The 16,330-nt window shown below is 50.4% G+C and carries 20 protein-coding genes and 4 tRNA genes; 1 reads left to right on the top strand and 23 read right to left on the bottom strand.

Annotated features, from left to right (window positions below; translation table 11 throughout):
- Positions 1-33: 33 nt before the first annotated feature.
- From WC659_00120 to WC659_00050, 15 genes are all read right to left on the bottom strand, one after another.
- Positions 34-104: transfer RNA gene (locus tag WC659_00120), tRNA-Trp, on the bottom strand.
- Positions 105-488 (bottom strand): hypothetical protein, encoded by a 384-nt coding sequence (locus tag WC659_00115; protein ID MFA4872327.1) that lies wholly within the window; start codon positions 486-488, stop codon positions 105-107.
- Positions 489-617: 129 nt separating this feature from the next.
- On the bottom strand, positions 618-773 hold the full coding sequence (gene rpmG, locus WC659_00110; protein ID MFA4872326.1) for a 50S ribosomal protein L33: 156 nt from the start codon (positions 771-773) through the stop codon (positions 618-620).
- A gap of 262 nt (positions 774-1,035) precedes the next feature.
- Positions 1,036-1,111, bottom strand: a tRNA-Thr gene (locus WC659_00105).
- Positions 1,112-1,113: 2 nt separating this feature from the next.
- A tRNA-Tyr gene (locus WC659_00100) sits at positions 1,114-1,197 on the bottom strand.
- A 137-nt stretch (positions 1,198-1,334) separates the two neighbouring features.
- Positions 1,335-2,093, bottom strand: a complete 759-nt coding sequence (locus WC659_00095; protein ID MFA4872325.1) for an SDR family NAD(P)-dependent oxidoreductase — start codon at positions 2,091-2,093, stop codon at positions 1,335-1,337.
- A gap of 228 nt (positions 2,094-2,321) precedes the next feature.
- Positions 2,322-2,397, bottom strand: a tRNA-Thr gene (locus WC659_00090).
- Positions 2,398-2,771: 374 nt separating this feature from the next.
- Entirely contained in the window at positions 2,772-3,575 is an 804-nt protein-coding gene (locus WC659_00085; GenBank protein MFA4872324.1) for a hypothetical protein, read from the bottom strand.
- A gap of 10 nt (positions 3,576-3,585) precedes the next feature.
- On the bottom strand, positions 3,586-4,356 hold the full coding sequence (gene tpiA / locus WC659_00080; protein ID MFA4872323.1) for a triose-phosphate isomerase: 771 nt from the start codon (positions 4,354-4,356) through the stop codon (positions 3,586-3,588).
- Positions 4,357-4,467: 111 nt separating this feature from the next.
- Positions 4,468-5,418: a D-alanyl-D-alanine carboxypeptidase family protein gene (locus WC659_00075; GenBank protein ID MFA4872322.1), complete on the bottom strand. Its 951-nt coding sequence runs from the start codon at positions 5,416-5,418 to the stop codon at positions 4,468-4,470.
- Positions 5,419-5,568: 150 nt separating this feature from the next.
- Positions 5,569-6,150, bottom strand: a complete 582-nt coding sequence (scpB, locus tag WC659_00070; GenBank protein ID MFA4872321.1) for an SMC-Scp complex subunit ScpB — start codon at positions 6,148-6,150, stop codon at positions 5,569-5,571.
- Between the two features lie 141 nt (positions 6,151-6,291).
- A complete protein-coding gene (locus WC659_00065) occupies positions 6,292-7,059 on the bottom strand; it encodes a segregation/condensation protein A (protein MFA4872320.1) in 768 nt (255 codons plus the stop codon).
- 228 nt (positions 7,060-7,287) lie between these two features.
- A complete protein-coding gene (locus tag WC659_00060) occupies positions 7,288-7,833 on the bottom strand; it encodes a YbaK/EbsC family protein (protein ID MFA4872319.1) in 546 nt (181 codons plus the stop codon).
- A gap of 59 nt (positions 7,834-7,892) precedes the next feature.
- Positions 7,893-8,261, bottom strand: a complete 369-nt coding sequence (locus WC659_00055) for a hypothetical protein (protein ID MFA4872318.1) — start codon at positions 8,259-8,261, stop codon at positions 7,893-7,895.
- 205 nt (positions 8,262-8,466) lie between these two features.
- Positions 8,467-9,888 carry an amino acid--tRNA ligase-related protein gene (locus WC659_00050; protein ID MFA4872317.1) on the bottom strand — a complete coding sequence of 474 codons (1,422 nt, stop codon included), beginning with the start codon at positions 9,886-9,888 and terminating at the stop codon, positions 8,467-8,469.
- Between the two features lie 114 nt (positions 9,889-10,002).
- Here WC659_00050 and WC659_00045 point away from each other — a divergent pair, with 114 nt between their 5' ends.
- Positions 10,003-10,359, top strand: coding sequence for a PspC domain-containing protein (locus WC659_00045; protein MFA4872316.1), 357 nt, complete (start codon positions 10,003-10,005; stop codon positions 10,357-10,359).
- A gap of 387 nt (positions 10,360-10,746) precedes the next feature.
- On the opposite strand, the gene WC659_00040 is transcribed toward WC659_00045, so the two are convergent.
- From WC659_00040 to WC659_00005, 8 genes are all read right to left on the bottom strand, one after another.
- Positions 10,747-11,028 (bottom strand): hypothetical protein, encoded by a 282-nt coding sequence (locus WC659_00040; protein ID MFA4872315.1) that lies wholly within the window; start codon positions 11,026-11,028, stop codon positions 10,747-10,749.
- Between the two features lie 289 nt (positions 11,029-11,317).
- Positions 11,318-12,076, bottom strand: coding sequence for an SIMPL domain-containing protein (locus tag WC659_00035; protein MFA4872314.1), 759 nt, complete (start codon positions 12,074-12,076; stop codon positions 11,318-11,320).
- 234 nt (positions 12,077-12,310) lie between these two features.
- Positions 12,311-13,033, bottom strand: coding sequence for an SIMPL domain-containing protein (locus WC659_00030; protein ID MFA4872313.1), 723 nt, complete (start codon positions 13,031-13,033; stop codon positions 12,311-12,313).
- A 241-nt stretch (positions 13,034-13,274) separates the two neighbouring features.
- Entirely contained in the window at positions 13,275-13,574 is a 300-nt protein-coding gene (locus WC659_00025) for a hypothetical protein (protein MFA4872312.1), read from the bottom strand.
- A gap of 65 nt (positions 13,575-13,639) precedes the next feature.
- Positions 13,640-14,062, bottom strand: a complete 423-nt coding sequence (locus WC659_00020) for an EamA family transporter (protein ID MFA4872311.1) — start codon at positions 14,060-14,062, stop codon at positions 13,640-13,642.
- A 673-nt stretch (positions 14,063-14,735) separates the two neighbouring features.
- Positions 14,736-15,263 carry a GNAT family protein gene (locus WC659_00015; protein MFA4872310.1) on the bottom strand — a complete coding sequence of 176 codons (528 nt, stop codon included), beginning with the start codon at positions 15,261-15,263 and terminating at the stop codon, positions 14,736-14,738.
- A gap of 5 nt (positions 15,264-15,268) precedes the next feature.
- Positions 15,269-15,520 (bottom strand): type II toxin-antitoxin system HicA family toxin, encoded by a 252-nt coding sequence (locus WC659_00010; GenBank protein MFA4872309.1) that lies wholly within the window; start codon positions 15,518-15,520, stop codon positions 15,269-15,271.
- A gap of 119 nt (positions 15,521-15,639) precedes the next feature.
- On the bottom strand, positions 15,640-15,834 hold the full coding sequence (locus WC659_00005; protein MFA4872308.1) for a type II toxin-antitoxin system HicB family antitoxin: 195 nt from the start codon (positions 15,832-15,834) through the stop codon (positions 15,640-15,642).
- Positions 15,835-16,330 lie beyond the last annotated feature (496 nt).

Below are 16,330 nucleotides of genomic sequence, written 5' to 3'. Positions count from 1 at the left end.
AGGGATTACCTCTGGGTTATTGCTATGTAAATTCAGGGGGTGAAGGAGTCGGACCCTCGCTAATGGTTTTGGAGACCATTGTACTACCGTTATACGAACCCCCCTTATTGCCTCCACGGCCTCGTGGGATGTTTTTTAAAGAGATACTCGTACCGCGTCATGAGCTTTCCAGTCGCTTCATCCATTAAGGGAGAGCCTCCTTCATAAAGCGTATCCGCGGGATCGCCGTACTGGTTGAGTCTGTTTTTGGTAATCCATTCCTCGATCTGTAATCGCTCCTGAATATTCACAAAATCTCCGGACGAGTCCTCGGATGAGGGTCCGGTTTCCGAGCTGGCCTTATCCCACGGCAGTCTCCATCCGGTCACCTGCTCAAAGGTCTTCCCCCGAGGCCACAAACCCCAAACAATAGCGCCCAACACCAACACCATTACGATGAGAATCGCAATGCCGGAACTAAAACCATATAACGATGACTTTGCGACCATAAAATTCTAAATCCTAAATCCGAAACCCTAAACAAATACTAAATTCGAAATCCAAATGTCCAAAAATACGTTTTGAATTTCGGCCATTGGAATTTTGTTTAGAATTTAGTGCTTAGAGTTTAGGATTTCTCATTTGGTCTCCTTATGCATCGTGTGTTTCTTGCAGAACTTGCAGTGCTTCTTGAGTTCCAAGCGCACTTTCACCCGCTTGTTCTTGTAAGTATAGTATCCTACGCGATGGCAATCCGTGCACTCCATTTTGATGAGATTATCTTGTGAGGGCATACCCAGTATATCAACATCCAACGCCAAACGGCGCTGTTGCTGAATGATTATCATGTAATAATACGACCATAGTGAATAAATTTTTTCTGTCATTATTCTTAACGTTTGGCGAGTCGTGAGGGAGGCGAAGAAAAAAACATTCTACTTAATAAAGCCTCTCCTACAATCTATCTTCAAATGTGCATAAGGTCTTGCCTCCCTCTTGGATGTTGTATTGCTGGGCATACTTTCAAAAGAATTAGGAATAATGAATTAAGAATACTGGAGCCACCTCTCGGATTCGAACCGAGGACCTTCACTTTACAAAAGTGTTGCTCTGCCAGCTGAGCTAAGGTGGCATTGGGCAGGGTAGGGTTCGAACCTACGTAGCCACAAGGGCGCCAGATTTACAGTCTGGTGCGTTTGACCACTCCGCCACCTGCCCACATCCTCTCTTTTTAAATGTCGCCATCTCGCTTATGAAAGGCTCGAATACATGCGTTCTGCAGCGTCCGGCCATTCTTAAACTAACATAATTGTTCCAAATTATCAATCGGCGCCCTTTGCGCCCTGCCTTACGTCTTATTTCTTATTCATCACGAGGCCGTTCCATGTCTGGTCAAGGGGCATGATGCGTATCGAATCGATGTTGACGTGCCCGGGCCGCTGGATTATCCAAAGTATCGTCTCGGCGATATCTTGCGCAGTCAGCGGCGTGGAGCGTTCATAAACGCTTTTCGCCCGCGCCGCATCCCCTTTGAACCGCACCAAGGAAAACTCGGTTTCCGCCGCTCCCGGTTCGAGATTGGTGACCTTAATGTTGGTGCCGAATAAATCAGTGCGCAGATTGCGCGAGAATTGGCTCACGAACGCCTTGGTGGCGCCATAGACATTCCCGCCCTTGTACGGCACTTCTCCCGTGACCGAACCGATATTGATGATAATGCCGCGGTTCTGCTGTTTCATTTTTTCCAGCACGCATCTCGTGACATACAAAAGCCCTTTGACATTCGTATCCACCATCCCTTCCCAGTCATCCAGTTGCGCATCCTGCGCGGGCGTCAGGCCGAGCGCGAGGCCTGCATTATTAACAAGCACATCTATGGGAGAAAACGCGTCGGGGAGCGTTTGGAAAAACGCTTCTACTTCATTTCGGTTTCTGATATCCAGGCTCTTCACATAGACGGGAACCGAGAGCTCTTTCTGCAATGCGTGCAGCCGTTCTTCCCTCCGCGCGATAAGGACGAGGGCGTAGCCGTGTGCGGCAAGTAATGCGGCGGTGGCGCGGCCGAACCCGGAGCTTGCGCCGGTGATCAGGGCAACATGATGAGATGATGCCATAGGAATCTCTCTATAAATGGTTATGCCAGATTAAATAAAAGTGGAGCTGTCTTTGCAGCTCTGAAAAAATCTGGAGCCGTTGCCCCGCATTGTGCGGGGGACCTACTTCTCCCGCCTTGGCGGGATCCCGCCTTCATTATTTTTACAATAAATATTGTGCGGCGGGACTTACCATGCCTGCCTGCCCCGCTCCAGCGGTGGAGCTGCCTTTGCAGCTCTGAAAAAATCTGGAGCCGTTGGTCGGAATTGAACCGACGACCTACTCCTTACCATGGAGTTGCTCTACCAACTGAGCTACAACGGCATATGATTTTTGGTTGTAAAATTGCGTTCGTCTTCCCATTAGCCCGCGACCATGTACCCCAAGGAAGTGGTCATCATTTTTTTCACCTTGGCTAATCCTAGCTTCAAAATGACGTTTTTCCTAGACCACATCCTTACCATGCCCCGCATTTGCGGGGTACCAACTGCCTGCCCCGCTCCAGCGGTGGAGCTACAACGGCATTACTCTTCATTGTCTCGATTTCTATATCGAGCTGTTTACCGCCCTTCAATGATTTCAAATAACGTTCATGACACGGCGCGTGCTTCACACAGACTAACCTAAAAATAAAAAAATAACAAATGCAAACCGATAAACTGAAAAACTGAACAACTGAACAACTGACCAACTAGACACTAACTGCTTTCTTTTTCAGGCAATTCCTGCACCCGCCCCACAAGGACGGGTATTTTCTCGTTTTCGGGATTTACTTCCTGCAATCTTACCAATGTTTCTTTTGCCAGGCTCTTTTTCTTACGCAGTATAGCAAGTTCCAGCAGTTGATCAAGGTACTTGGGGTTCTCTTCCTCTATCATCACCGCCTTTTCAAGCGCATCGAGCGCAAGCGCGGATTCTCCCAACGCGGTGAGGGCAGCGCCGAGATCTGCATACACGTCTGCCTGATGCGGATCCAATTTTAAAATAAATTCATCGAGCTCTCTCACATGGTCATACTCGCGACGCGACGCGTACAGCCGCGCGAGCGCTTTATAGGCGGCTACCGACCGCGTGTCCAACGCGATCGCCCGCAGGATCGTCTGCTCCGCTCCCGCATCATCCCCGCGCTCCCGCTGTTTCTTCCCCTCTTCAATGAGCTCATCTACCGACTGCGGCATCTGGGGCACGACCCTTTGCCGCTCCTCTTCCAGCGTCTGTTGGTAGCGCGCTTCGAGCGCGCGCGCCCATTCTTTGACGGACCCGAGCTTCTGCCGCGCCCAAAGGAGAAACGGGCGTATTTTTTGCAGAGAAGTACGGATCGTGTGGCCCAATTTCCGGTACATGCGCTGCTCAAGGATCGTGCGCTTCACGCGGCGCTCCGCTTCCTCTTTCACGTCATGCACATTCAACAGCGACAATACCGGAAATTTTCTCACCACGAGCAGCACCAGCCCCCCCATGGCGGCTAAAAATACGAAAATGGATATGATGAGGAGCAGCATGGAAGTGTAGTTATTCTTGAGGCGGGGTTTGCAAGGCCAAAAGGAGCGCGTACATCCCCTCCTTCGACTGGCTTGCCATGCCGACGAGCGTACCATCAAGCGGCGCTTGAGTAAAGAGGCGCACATTGTCCCCGTCCACGCTTCCGCCGTAGAGCACCGGTATGCGCGCACTCGCGTCCTTATTGCCCAAAGCCTTCCCCAGCTCATCGCGGATCGCATTCGTCTGCGCCACCGCGTCTTCACGGCTCACAGGTGTCCCCGTGCCTATCGCCCACACTGGCTCATATGCGATACATAATTTTTCCCACGGCGTCCCCGCGTCAACCGCGGCGCGCACCTGGCGGCGCACGACCGCTTCCGCTTCTCCCCCTTCGCGCTCTTCCTTGCGCTCTCCCACGCATATGATTGCGGTTAACCCATGGGCGATCGCCGCCTTCGCCTTATGGTGAACCAATTCGTCGGTCTCGCCAAAAAAGGCACGGCGCTCCGAATGGCCGATAATCACTTCTTGAACGCCTAGCTCCGCCAAGTGCAGGGGCGAAGTCGCGCCGGTCAATGACGCGCGGTCCACGTGCGCGGCGTCCTGCGCTCCCAAGGCGATATTGCTGCTGGAAAGTATTTTTCCCACTTCGCTTAATGCCGCGTGCGAAGGGCAGAGCGCAATATGAAAATCAGACGCATCATGCCGCTCCGCAAATTCGCACACCGCACGCGCCAACGCCATGCTTTCGGCAATGGTGAGCTTCATTTTCCAATTAGCGACTAAATACTTTTTTGTCATACTCAAATGGCGTTTTGTGGCGTAATACAAGGCGTTAACTGGCTTCTATCTTCGAGAATAGAAGCAACTTTTTGCCACGATAAATGCAACTTTACGCTACAGTGATGAAGACTAAAACTTCCATGCTTTCTCCGCCCACTCAAGCAGGGCTTTTGCCTGGGTGAAACGGTCCGTATCCTGCTGGTTGCCAAGCAGTACGATCGTGAGAGTCTCGCCCTTGGTCCCCTGCACGTGGATGGCAAAATTGTATCCTGACTCGTCAATGTAACCGGTCTTACCGCCCAACACATGCAAGGACCTGTTCCCTAATAATTTATTGGTGGTTTGCACGGTGCTCATCTTTCCCTCGCCCAGCGCGAGGCGGTACTCTTTAGTGGTGACCACCCGCTGGAGGAAAGGATTGCTCACGACCGCCTGCAATAATGGTACCACTTCTTTTGCGGTTGCGACATTTCCCGCATCCAATCCGGTGGGATCGGTGAACCGCGCGCGCGTGAGGCCGATGCGGCGCGCCCGCGCATTCATCGCGCTCACGAATACTGCCCGGCTCTTCCCTGTGGCGCGCGCGAGCGCGAGCGCCGCGTCATTCGAGGAGCTTACCAAGGCCAAATAAAACAGGTCCTCTACGGTCACTTCATCGCCTTGCCGGATTAAGAGCCGTCCGCCTCCCGCTTCATCCGCCTTGATGATAGTAACCTTCTTGGTGCGGTCAGGCAGCAGGTCAACCGCCACGAGCGCCGTCATGAGCTTAGTAAGGGAAGCGAGCGGCCGCACGACATCCCTGTTTTTCGCATAAAGCACTTTGCCGGTATCGGTATCCACGACCAGTGCGCTCTTTGCGCTTAAACTTGGGCCTGCCACGCCGGGAACGCGCTGCGGTATTTTCTTGTCCTCAGGGCGCCATACCGGCACCGTGAGGCGGTCGCCTTCCTCCTGCACTTCTCCAGGCTCATTGCCGCGCGCAAGAGACGCGATCCGTTCGTTCGTTACCGCGGGGCTCGAATGCAGAAGCGAAGGGATAAAGGTGGTGAGGAAGAGAATGAATGAAATGGCAGGAGACATAACGTAATGAATAATTCTCTCGCTACGTCCCGCTACGCGGGATCTAGCGAAGCTACGACGAGATCTGGTCTGGCTGCGCCAGATCTAGCGAAGCTATGACGTAGCCAGATAAACTCTAAATTATAAATCCTAATTGATAACCCCTAAACTTTATACCGCCTGTTGCTCTTCTTGGCTCTTCATAGCTTCGAGGTATTCGTGTTTTGAAAGCTCCGCATACGAGGGCAATTGCTCAACCGAAGTGAGCCCGAGGAATCTTAAAAATTCATGGGTCACGTGGTATTTCCGCAGCAGGGCATCCAGTCCCTCGTTTCCCCTCTCTCCCCCATTTCCCGTTTCTGCCTCTTCTACTAATCCTCGTATCATTAAATTTCTCAATATCAGGCTGCAATTTACTCCGCGGATGCGCTCTAACTCCGATTTCGCAACCGGCCCGCGATACGCGATGATGGTGAGCGTTTCCAGCTGAGGACGCGTCATTTCGCCGACCAGTTCGTCCTTCACGAACGCCGCAACCAATTTCGCGTGCTCGCCGCGCGTGGCGAATTGGTAGGATTCTCCCGCCTTTACCAGCGCCACTCCTCTCCCTTCGCTGTTCGTGGCCTCCCGTAACGCTTCAAGCGCCGCCGCGACTTCATCCGGTTTCGCTTCCACCAATTCCGCCAACTTACGCACCGTCAGCGGCCGGTTGGAAATAAAGAGGAGGGATTCAATTTGGGATACTAAGGACATAACTATTGATAAACTCTAAGCACTAATTTCTAAACTCTAAACTCACGCCAAAGGCGGATCCGCCTTCGGCGGAAAATTCAAAATTCCAATAGCCAATGTTTCAAATTGTTTTGATTTTGGATATTTGGATTTGTTTAGTATTTAGGGTTTAGGGTTTAGGATTTTCACCACGGTCATTTCCTCAAACATCCCCGCCTGCGTGACCACCACCGTGCGCTGTTTTACCAGCTCCAGAAGCGCCAAGAACGTCACCACGATTTCCGTGCGATTCTGCGCGCCGTTCAAGAGCGATCCGAACCGCATCTGTTCCTGTCCACACAGCAATTCCTCAATCCTGCGTATGGTATCGCGCAAGGAAAACATCCTTCTAATGATCGTCTTCGGCACTTTCACTATCGGCTCAAGGCTTTTCAGCACCTGGAGCATGATCGTATACATCCGGTCAGACTTCAAATGCGATGGCGGCGCAAATACGGTTTCCGTCTGCCCGCCTTCACCGTGTTCCGGCGAGACAAACCCGCCGAGGCGCTCGCGCGCAAACGCATAATGCCGCCGGTGAAAAAGTTTCTCAATCGCTTTGGACGCCTCCACGAATTTCTGATAGAGCCTTAATTGATATTCCAAACTTTCCCCTTCTTCCTCTGCGACGTTTAACTGGGGAAACAGCGCGCGCGACTTGTAAAAAAGGAGCTTTGCCGCGACCACGAGAAAATCAGCCAGCAATTCAGGATGCATCCCTCCTTCCGTCTCCCGTATGACCTTCAGGTATTGTTCCGTCACGTGCGCAATCGCTACCTCAGTGATGGCGAGCTTATCCTGCTCTATCAATTTTAAGAGAAGGTCCAAGGGACCGTCGAATTTCTCTAAACTAATAGTAAAGTTTGCCTTGCTTCCTTCAAACGCTGCCATAAATAAAAGTTCAAAGCTCAAAATTTCCCGCCTCAACGGGATCCCGCTTACCTTGAGAATAAGGAATAAAGGAGCGGGACAAATGCCTTGGTTCGACAGTAGTTCGACTCGGCTCACTATGACATTGCTCACCATGACAAATAAGACGTGTCACCCGAGAGCCTAAGTCGAAGGGTTGTCATTCTTTTAAACTTTGTTATTTGATCTTCATTTGAACTTTGAACTTTGTTATTTGAGCTTACGAAGTACACCGTATCTTCCCCTCACCACCGGCTGCAATTTTTCATAATGCTCCTTTGCCATTTGCAGCGACGCTTCATAGCTTCCGGAATTAAGCAGCAGCATTTTGGACGCCATGGCCTGCCGATCGGCGAACACCGGCATTTTCACCACTTCGCCAAACGGCGGCGTGGCGCCGGGCTTGCCCAGCACTTTCTCGCGCAGCCAGCGCTCTTCAGCAAATACAAGGGAGCGCGCTTTGCCATGGAGCTTAACTCTTAGCGCCACGGCGACCTCCGGTGCGCGCGGCGCCGTGATCCATGCATTCACTACATTCAGGAATTTTTTCTTATCAAGCATCTGGTCCGCGGTGAGCAGGACGAGCACCGGCTCTTTACCGTTGAGCTTCACCACCACGGTCTTCATGATCTCTTTCGGCTTCTTATGCAGCGTCTGCGCCAAGTCCCACGCGGTAAACACGGTCTTATGCTCGACCACCTCATACTTCGCCTTTTTCTGCTGTAAATAATTAAGGAGTTTTTTTGGAATAGACATAGTAATATAAATAATCAAGATACAAGATCCAATAACCAATATTGATCATTGCTACTTGGTTATTGGGTATTATTTGATGTTTGTTTCTTAGTGTTTGGTGTTTTTAAGGGTAATACTTGTTGTTCTCCCCTCAGTCTCTTAGCAATTTTCTTTCCCTTCGCAGTCAGCTTTACCTCGTGGATATACCACTTATGCGGCGTGCGCACGCCATACCCCACCATAAGCTCTTTGTCAATTAAACGCTCAATACTCTTTGTAATCGCATTCACCGCATCATCGCCTTCCGCGTGTTTCCGCGTTATTGCCACGCGTGACGTTCCGCGTTCTTCCGCGTAATATTGCACAAACCGATCCCTCGGGAACCGCTTCAGACGGCCCTCATACACCATGCGAAGTATGTATTTCTGCAACAAAGAAAGGCGCATCACACGCCTTCATTATACAATATTCCCTCTGAATACTCCAAACGACTTTTTTTCTTGCATTCCCACCCACATACTTCTAGATTCCAGCTTCTATATTCTAGTACCGTGACAATTTAATTATGGAATATCATCAGTGTGTTTTATGCCCGTGGATATTGGGTAATTCATACATGCCATGTGGCAAAACTTAATTGTCACGGCACTAGATTCAAGCTTCCTCAACCACCTTAATCCCCAATTCTTCCAACTGCTCGCTCGTCACTTCACTCGGCGAATCCATGAGCGGATCGCGGGCATCGGCGGTCAAGGGGAACGCAATCACCTCGCGGATTGATTTTTCTCCCTGCAGGATAGCAAGCAGACGGTCAAACCCCGGCGCAATGCCGCCGTGGGGCGGCACCCCGAACTCAAACGCGCGCAAAAGATGTTCGAATTTCTTCTTGTCCTCCGCAGTAAATCCGATGAGGTCAAATATTTTCTCCTGGAGCGCGGCGCTGTGAATCCGCACGCTGCCGCCTCCCACTTCAATCCCATTCAAGACCAAATCATGCTGGTAAGACCTCGCCTTCCCGGGATCAGTATCAAGAAGCGGCACATCCTCTTCCTTGGGTGCCGTGAACATATGATGGGACGGCGCCCATACCTTGCCTGCGCCGAAGAAGAAGTCTTCTTTGCTCTGCCGCATGAAGAGAGGGAAATCAAGCACCCATGCGAATGCGAGCTCACTCATATCCTCTTTATTCCGGCGCAAATCAGGCTTGTCCGTGCCATACTTCACCATCACCTCCTGGTACTTCAGCCGCGGCCACGGCTCTTGCATGAAATGTTTTTCAGGCCATAGCTCTTTCACCATCGCGGTGAACATGTGCTCGGTGAGCGCAAGGATCTCGTCCTGCGTCACGAAGCTCATCTCCATGTCCACTTGGTAGAATTCTCCGGGACTGCGGTCCGCGCGCGCGTCCTCGTCGCGGAAACAGGGCGCGATCTGGAAATACCGCTCAAATCCCGCCACCATGAGCATCTGCTTGTATTGCTGGGGAGATTGCGGGAGCGCAAAAAACTTGCCGTGGTATTTGCGCGAAGGCACGAGATAGTCGCGCGCTCCTTCCGGCGTTGATTTGGAAAGCATGGGCGTATGGATTTCGGTAAATCCCCTCTCGCGCAAGTAACTCCGCACATAGTGCATCATCTTGGAGCGCATGAGCATGTTCCGCCGCATCCGGTCGCTGCGCAAATCAAGGTAGCGGTACTTCAGGCGCAACTCTTCGGAAATCCCTTTCGTGTCTTTGTCGATTTCAAACGGTGGCGTCTTCGCCTCATTGAGGACCGCCACGCGCTTTGCGAGGACCTCTATCTTGCCGGTGGGGATGAGCGGATTCACGTCCTTCTCCTGCCTCATCTGCACCGCGCCTTCAATTTCCACCACCCACTCCGGGCGTATCTTGGTCACTGCGTCCACCGATGCGGGATCCAATTCTTTCGGCACGCACACCGCCTGAACGATGCCAGACCGGTCGCGCACGTCAAAAAATACGATCTTTCCGAGATTCCGGCGCGCATGCACCCATCCCTTCAGGAGCACCGTGGCGCCAATGGCACCCGTAGTTTCACTCACAATAGTTCTATTCATGCTATGAGCCTATCACAAATTTATTATAATTACAATCTTCTATTATCTATTCCTTCCTCGACAATTTTACCACGTTATAGTACAATCTAATCGTTAATTAATGCAAAATACTATATGAAAAAACTATACCGCTCTCGTAACAATAAAATGATCGCCGGCGTGTGCGCCGGGCTTGCAGTATATTTCAACATTGATCCAACCATCGTCCGCCTTGCCTTTGTGCTCCTTGCGCTCTTCCAAGGATTCGGTGTGCTGGCTTATCTCATCCTCTGGATTATCGTGCCCCTTGAAGGTGCGGCAGACGCAAACCTTGATCGCGCGCATTTCACGCGAGTCGGCGCGGAGATGAAGGAGAAAGCGGAAACCGTCGTCCATGAAATCAAGAAAACGGTGGAGGAGATGAAGAGCAAACCAGACACGCCAAAAGAAAATAAGGAGGATGAACAGAATGAAAAGGATCCGCAATCATAGTTTCTGATTAAATCATAATGAAAACCGCCCTCCACAGGCGGTTTTTATAATACAAAACCTCCTCCCCACAAGCGAGGATGTGCGTTCGTGAACACCCTCGCAACTCTTTACTCCCCCCAAGTGAGGATTGCCTGTGAAGGAAAGTGTCTCGGAGATTCCGCGGGTATGGATCTTCCTAATTTTCCCAAGCGAGGATGTGCGTTCGTGAACACCCTCGCAGCTTCAACTCTTAACCTCAAGCGAGGAGTGGGTGCAATAAAAAGCGTCTCGGAGGGTGAGCGGGCACGGATCCCGCGAAGCGGGAGAGCGAACCCGAGAGCCGAGCGGTGTCCCGCTCGCAGGGCGGGACAACCGCGTCTTTTTATGCAAACACTCCGAGCGCCTCTCCTATGCTGTCCCCGTCTTCTCGAACTTATGGTAAAACCTGTTCCACAACCAGACAAACGCGATCACCGCAATCCATGCCCACACAAACGTCTGCACAAGTCCTGACAAAAAACTCATCACATCAAGTCCGGCAAATTTCAAATACGCCATCCGCAGCCAATTCACATGCATTTCTCTCAAATCGCCCGCCAGCGTATACGCCCAGAGGAAACATAAGGCATAGCTCAACACTGAAAACACTGACACGGTCCAACCGGTAACTTTATAACTTAAGGTATTCATACATAATGAGAATAATTATTTTACAATGGACCTTTACATTAAATTGCTAAATGGTTACCTACCTTCTCTCCCCCTACTTTTTAGTATACGAAGTAATGTCTTTTCCAGACCGTCACGAAACCGATTTCCTATATCCCCCCAAGCGAGGAGTGGCTGCAATAAAAAGCGTCTCGGAGGGTGAGCGGGCACGGTCTCCGACGCCACGTCGGAGGAGCGAACCCGAGAGCCGAGCGGTGTCCCGCTCGCAGGGCGGGACAACCGCGTCTTTTTATACAGACATGCCTCGCACTTACTCCACTTCGTACACCAACGTCACCGTCACCGTAATCTCCTGCTCCCCTGCTTGAATTTCCGGCGCCACAGAGCCAACTGATTTCGCTTCCAGCATGTACGCGCGGTCGTACATCGGCACCGGCGGCGTATAACCACCTGACTCGCTCACATTAATAAGCCGCCCGAGCTTCAATCCTGCTTCGTCCGCAATCTGGCGCGCCTTGTCCCGCGCCTTTCCAATCGCTTCGTTGCGCGCTTGTGTTTTTAACGCATCAGGCTCATCAATGGTAAATTGGAGCGAACCCACTTCATTGGCGCCTGCGCCGGTCGCCGCCGCGATGACATCGCCGATCGTGTCAAAATCGCGCACCTTCACCTCAATCTGCTGGTTTAAGGAGTAGCCGCGGATATAAGGCCTGCCGTTGGGCGGGTATTCGTACACGGGATTGAGCTGGTACTGCGAAGTCTTGATATCCTTCTCCGCTACCCTATTCGCTTTTACCGACTTAATAACTGCATTCATTTTGTCGGTATTCTCTTTGGTGGCTTGCGCGACCGTGGGTTTCTCCGTCACCACGCCGAAAGTCATCACCGCAATGTCCGGCTTTGCGCTCACCTTGCCCTCCGCGGATATGGAAAAGTGGTCCTGCGGTTCTGCCGTAGACACCTCAATGCGCGACGGCCCTTTCCCCATCCTCGCCGCGCCCACCACGAGCACCCCGCCCACCACCAACACGCCTATTAATGAAAGTATAAATTTTTGTAATGAAGACATAATGAAAATGGTTAAATTGCTAAATTGTTAAATGGGTATCCTTTCCCTTCTCTCCCACTCGCAGGTGAATTAATCATGAATTTAGAGCGAAGGAATACCAATTTTTCGAGGATTTAGGCGTATCAAGCTGCTAGGTCGCGTCCGCAAAAAAATTGTGTATTCCTGAGTAAAGGAAAAACGATGATGAATACTTAATAGAAACAAAAAGCCTCTTCTTGCAAACTGTTCGTATCATTATCTGACCTCATAAACCAAATTCACCTGCACCACCACCTCGTACATCCCCTGCGACACCGGCACCGACATATCCGTGCCGCCGCCGCCCTTGCCGTCATAGTACGGCGTGGGAATGGGAGACTCCACTTCGTAGAAGTTTATTAATTTTTTCAAATCCAACCCTGCGGCATCCGCAATCACGGCTGCTTTTAATTTTGCTGCTTCGATCGCCTTGGCGCGCGCGTCTGCCTTCGCGCTTTCCGGATTCTCGAGTGTGAACTGGATGTCATTCACCTGATTAGCGCCCGCCGACGTCGCCGCGCCGATGATATCGCCGACCTTCGTGAGATCGCGAATCTTCAATTGTACGTCCTGCGACACCACGTACCCCAATAATCTCTGCTTCCCGTCGGGAAATTCATACTGGGGATTCAGAGTATAATTCATGGTCTTTATGTCTTCGCGCGCAATGCCCGCGTCAGATACCACCTTCATGACGCGGTTCATGATGAACGTATTTTCTTTTACTGCTTCCCCCGCCGATGCTTTCGGCGTGGTTGCCACGCCCACGCGCACCAGCGCAATATCAGGTGCTACCTCCACTTTGCCCTCGCCCGAGACATTAAATTGCTGAGGAGGATTAGAGAAGGGCTTTTGCACCAAGGCCATGATGACGATCGCGGTGACGGCGGCTATTCCCAATACAGAAAGCGCGAATTTGGGGGATTTAAAGTACTCCATAGGGGATAAGGTTAGTGAGTAAGCGGAGATATTTTATCATATTCTTCAAAAAACGACCATGATAACAGCTGTAACCTATTCACATTTCCCCAAAGGAGACCTCCCCATCCCCTCCTTACTAAGGAGGGGACATTGAGGGGCGGTTTCATTTGGCTCTTTTTGGAAAACGCTGACTTCTAACTAACGGCTCAGCCACGAAAAAAGCGCGGGAATCCGCGCTTTTCATTTTTCAAATTTTTGTTCATGCCGCCTCTTTGACCTCTTCCTTTATCTCTGGGACATTGTGCTGTACTAATAAGCCTTGAATCAACTCAACCTTTGCCTGATCTGACATATCCGCTTTCGCTTTCACTTGTGCATCAAAATCACTCTTTACAACCGCTGCATCTTGGTCATTCAACCTTCCTTGTAACCTTTGTAAAATCAACTGATAATTTTTAATTTCACCTTTTGGAGTTGTATTATCCCGTGCAAACATTGAACCTCCCATATTCCTCATTGCATCACCCGCTCCTTCTCTTGCTCCAATAATTTGTGCCATATATTTATAAGTTAGCTTAATAAGGACTATTAAAACATATCACGACACCGTTCAATTGTCCACCCCTACCGCATCGTTATCAAAATCGCCCCGGCCGCCATGAGAATCGCCCCGAGCGCTTGTTTCCAGCCAAGGGTTTCCCCCAGGAAAATCACGGCAAATACGATCACGAACAGGATGCTTAACCGGTCAATCGCCACGACCTTGGAGGCGTCGCCGCTTTTTAGCGCGAAAAAGTAGAACAGCCACGACAGCGCACCGGCCACGCCTGATAATACAATTAAGAGCCAATCTTTGCCTGCGATGCTTCCGGCGGAAAACTGCCGCCATTTGCCCAAACTGAAACTCACTAAAAGCAGGAAGAGCGCCATGACCATGGAACGGATCGTGGTCGCGAGCGTGGAATCAAGGTTTTTCAAACCCAGTTTCCCAAAAATTGCCACTGCGGCGGCCGTCACCGCAGACAAAAATGCAAACAGGAGCCACATAAGTTATAAACAATCAAATTTATCAGACTTATTAGTCTTATTATTCGACCTATCTATCCTATCCCATATTTTAATAGGTCCCTATGATTATCACTATTCCTCACTGCTTGTTTGCCGCAAACAGATAAGTGCATCGCCTTGACAACATTAGTATACAAGGAATACACTTGTTTGAAAAATAGACTTCAGAATCCCAAATAGAAAGGAGGTGAGACCGATGGTGTATGATGACCAGGAGTCCCGGCGACCAAAGCAGGGACTTCCAAAAAGCTTTGATGACCATCCAGCTTCAGCTGAAAAAAAATCTTCAGCATATAACATCTCTAAAGTTCTGAAAGAGATGGGTGGTCAAAAATCCCAGCGGCCCAACAGGGAAAAATGGGATGAAAATTAATTCTATATAATTCCCGGATTGGCCGGGCGCGAGATAGTCGCGTACTCTGATTTCGTTTTTGAAAGGAGGTCTCACATGAGACACTTATAAAAAGCCCTGTTGAGCATAAGCCACAGGGTTTTCGCATTATAATGGTTGCTTGATTCGCTCGTTCTATCCTACTCGCACCTCATCCTTAGGCGCCCTGCAAAAATAACTTCACACTTTGATTAACTGCATTGCCTGAAATAATGGCATTACGCATCAAAACGATCCTACAAGTTATTTTTTCTGGCGCCCTTATTCGCGCTTCAGCCACTCTTCCCTCAAAATCCCCATAATCAAACGATCGTAATAATTATTGCGCCAGCGAATGGCGCGCCTCTGCCTGCCCTCGTGCGTGAATCCCAACTTTTCGTACACGCGTATCGCCCGCGGATTATACGCATAGACCCCAAGCTCGATGCGATGTAGCTTCAATTTCTGGAACCCGTAGCGCAGGATCGTCCGCATCGCATCCGTGCCATAGCCCTGGTTCCAATAACGCTTATCGCCGATGAATATGCCCAAGACCGCACAGCGATCCATCTGGTTGATTACGTGCAAATCCACGGTACCAATATGCACTCCTTCCAGCGTGTCTATGGCAAAGATGCGGTCATTCTTCCTCAAAGGGATATTCCGGATCCACTGCCGCTCTTCCCTAAGCGTGACGCGCCTGCGCATGATAAACTGATGCACCGCAGGATCAGAAAGCCAGCGCGCATACCGCTCCGCATCCGCCATCACCACTGGCCGCAATATCACTTTGGCACCGTGAAGCACCATACTTATTAATCCATAAATGTCTGTAGATCTATTTCCAGATCATCAAGCACGCTCTTGACGGTTTTTCGTTTGAGCGGCGTGCTGCCGTGATTTGGGATGACCGTGCGCCGATTATCGGACTGCCGCACCCATACTTCATGGCTCCCTTTGCCTGCGCACCAAAACACAAACCCGCGTTCGCGGGCAAGTTTTGAAAGGTCATGATATAGTAAGTAATAAAAATTCTTTAACGCCTCATTGTCATTCCCGCCCCGTATCGTGGTACGGGGCAGGCTCCAGCGGGAATCCAGAAACCAAAAGGAAAATCGATTTATTTGTTTGTTTATTTTTCTGGATTCCAGATCAAGTCTGGAATGACGTTATTAAAAAACTGACGTTATCTGCTATAGGTGTGTACAGAGAAATGCGGTACCAGCTGAAAAATGTGTTTCATCACGCTCTCCAAATTTTCAACGGTCTCCGCGTATGTTTCTCCTTCCGCATGCGCGCCCTGCACTACGGGACACGAGGTAAAAAATCCTCCTTCCTCGCAGGATTCAATGATGATGGGATAGAGATAGGTATCTTTCATGTTTCGAGTATATCACCGATTTACCCCTTTGACAATTATCTCCCCCTTTAGAAGGGGGAGCGAGAGGGGGTCAAGTGAGTGCGTACTATTTAGCATCCGATATACAAGCCTCCGAGGAGGCCACTATGGCATGCGGGCTAGGCGAGGGGTGTTTGGAAAAATTTTTTTAAAAATAAAGAGCCTGTCGAAAAGACATGTCCGACAGCTCACACTTCTCTCCCATCTACCCAGCTGGTTTAACCCACGTTGTCTGCTTCCAGAGAAATGTGAACGTGTCGAGAAAGCTTCTCGGCAGGCTTTTTTAACTCACCGCATCCTTATGCGGGGTACTTCCGGTGGCTTCTCACGTAGTCATCGCTTCCTGTGAATTATTGAGTATTTCCAATTAGGTTGACAATTAGGTCTTCCGGTGAGATCATGGAAGCATACGATTAAATAACACCATGCTCGTATGTTACCATCATCCCATCGGGATCGAACGGCGCGGGAGCGCCGG

It is taken from the genome of Patescibacteria group bacterium, from assembly GCA_041645165.1.
In the GTDB taxonomy this organism is placed as follows: domain Bacteria; phylum Patescibacteriota; class Patescibacteriia; order 2-02-FULL-49-11; family 2-02-FULL-49-11; genus 2-02-FULL-49-11.
The sequence above is the reverse complement of the archived record's forward strand: the minus strand, read 5'-3'. Positions and strand labels throughout refer to the sequence as shown.

Excerpts from the sequence above, each read along its gene's own strand:
- WC659_00115 (MFA4872327.1), bottom strand. The coding sequence starts at position 488 with ATGGTCGCAAAGTCATCGTTATATGGTTTTAGTTCCGGCATTGCGATT.
- rpmG (MFA4872326.1), bottom strand. The coding sequence starts at position 773 with ATGCCCTCACAAGATAATCTCATCAAAATGGAGTGCACGGATTGCCAT.
- WC659_00095 (MFA4872325.1), bottom strand. The coding sequence starts at position 2,093 with ATGGCATCATCTCATCATGTTGCCCTGATCACCGGCGCAAGCTCCGGG.
- WC659_00085 (MFA4872324.1), bottom strand. The coding sequence starts at position 3,575 with ATGCTGCTCCTCATCATATCCATTTTCGTATTTTTAGCCGCCATGGGG.
- tpiA (MFA4872323.1), bottom strand. The coding sequence starts at position 4,356 with ATGACAAAAAAGTATTTAGTCGCTAATTGGAAAATGAAGCTCACCATT.
- WC659_00075 (MFA4872322.1), bottom strand. The coding sequence starts at position 5,418 with ATGTCTCCTGCCATTTCATTCATTCTCTTCCTCACCACCTTTATCCCT.
- scpB (MFA4872321.1), bottom strand. The coding sequence starts at position 6,150 with ATGTCCTTAGTATCCCAAATTGAATCCCTCCTCTTTATTTCCAACCGG.
- WC659_00065 (MFA4872320.1), bottom strand. The coding sequence starts at position 7,059 with ATGGCAGCGTTTGAAGGAAGCAAGGCAAACTTTACTATTAGTTTAGAG.
- WC659_00060 (MFA4872319.1), bottom strand. The coding sequence starts at position 7,833 with ATGTCTATTCCAAAAAAACTCCTTAATTATTTACAGCAGAAAAAGGCG.
- WC659_00050 (MFA4872317.1), bottom strand. The coding sequence starts at position 9,888 with ATGAATAGAACTATTGTGAGTGAAACTACGGGTGCCATTGGCGCCACG.
- WC659_00045 (MFA4872316.1), top strand. The coding sequence starts at position 10,003 with ATGAAAAAACTATACCGCTCTCGTAACAATAAAATGATCGCCGGCGTG.
- WC659_00040 (MFA4872315.1), bottom strand. The coding sequence starts at position 11,028 with ATGAATACCTTAAGTTATAAAGTTACCGGTTGGACCGTGTCAGTGTTT.
- WC659_00035 (MFA4872314.1), bottom strand. The coding sequence starts at position 12,076 with ATGTCTTCATTACAAAAATTTATACTTTCATTAATAGGCGTGTTGGTG.
- WC659_00030 (MFA4872313.1), bottom strand. The coding sequence starts at position 13,033 with ATGGAGTACTTTAAATCCCCCAAATTCGCGCTTTCTGTATTGGGAATA.
- WC659_00025 (MFA4872312.1), bottom strand. The coding sequence starts at position 13,574 with ATGGCACAAATTATTGGAGCAAGAGAAGGAGCGGGTGATGCAATGAGG.
- WC659_00020 (MFA4872311.1), bottom strand. The coding sequence starts at position 14,062 with ATGTGGCTCCTGTTTGCATTTTTGTCTGCGGTGACGGCCGCCGCAGTG.
- WC659_00015 (MFA4872310.1), bottom strand. The coding sequence starts at position 15,263 with ATGGTGCTTCACGGTGCCAAAGTGATATTGCGGCCAGTGGTGATGGCG.
- WC659_00005 (MFA4872308.1), bottom strand. The coding sequence starts at position 15,834 with ATGAAAGATACCTATCTCTATCCCATCATCATTGAATCCTGCGAGGAA.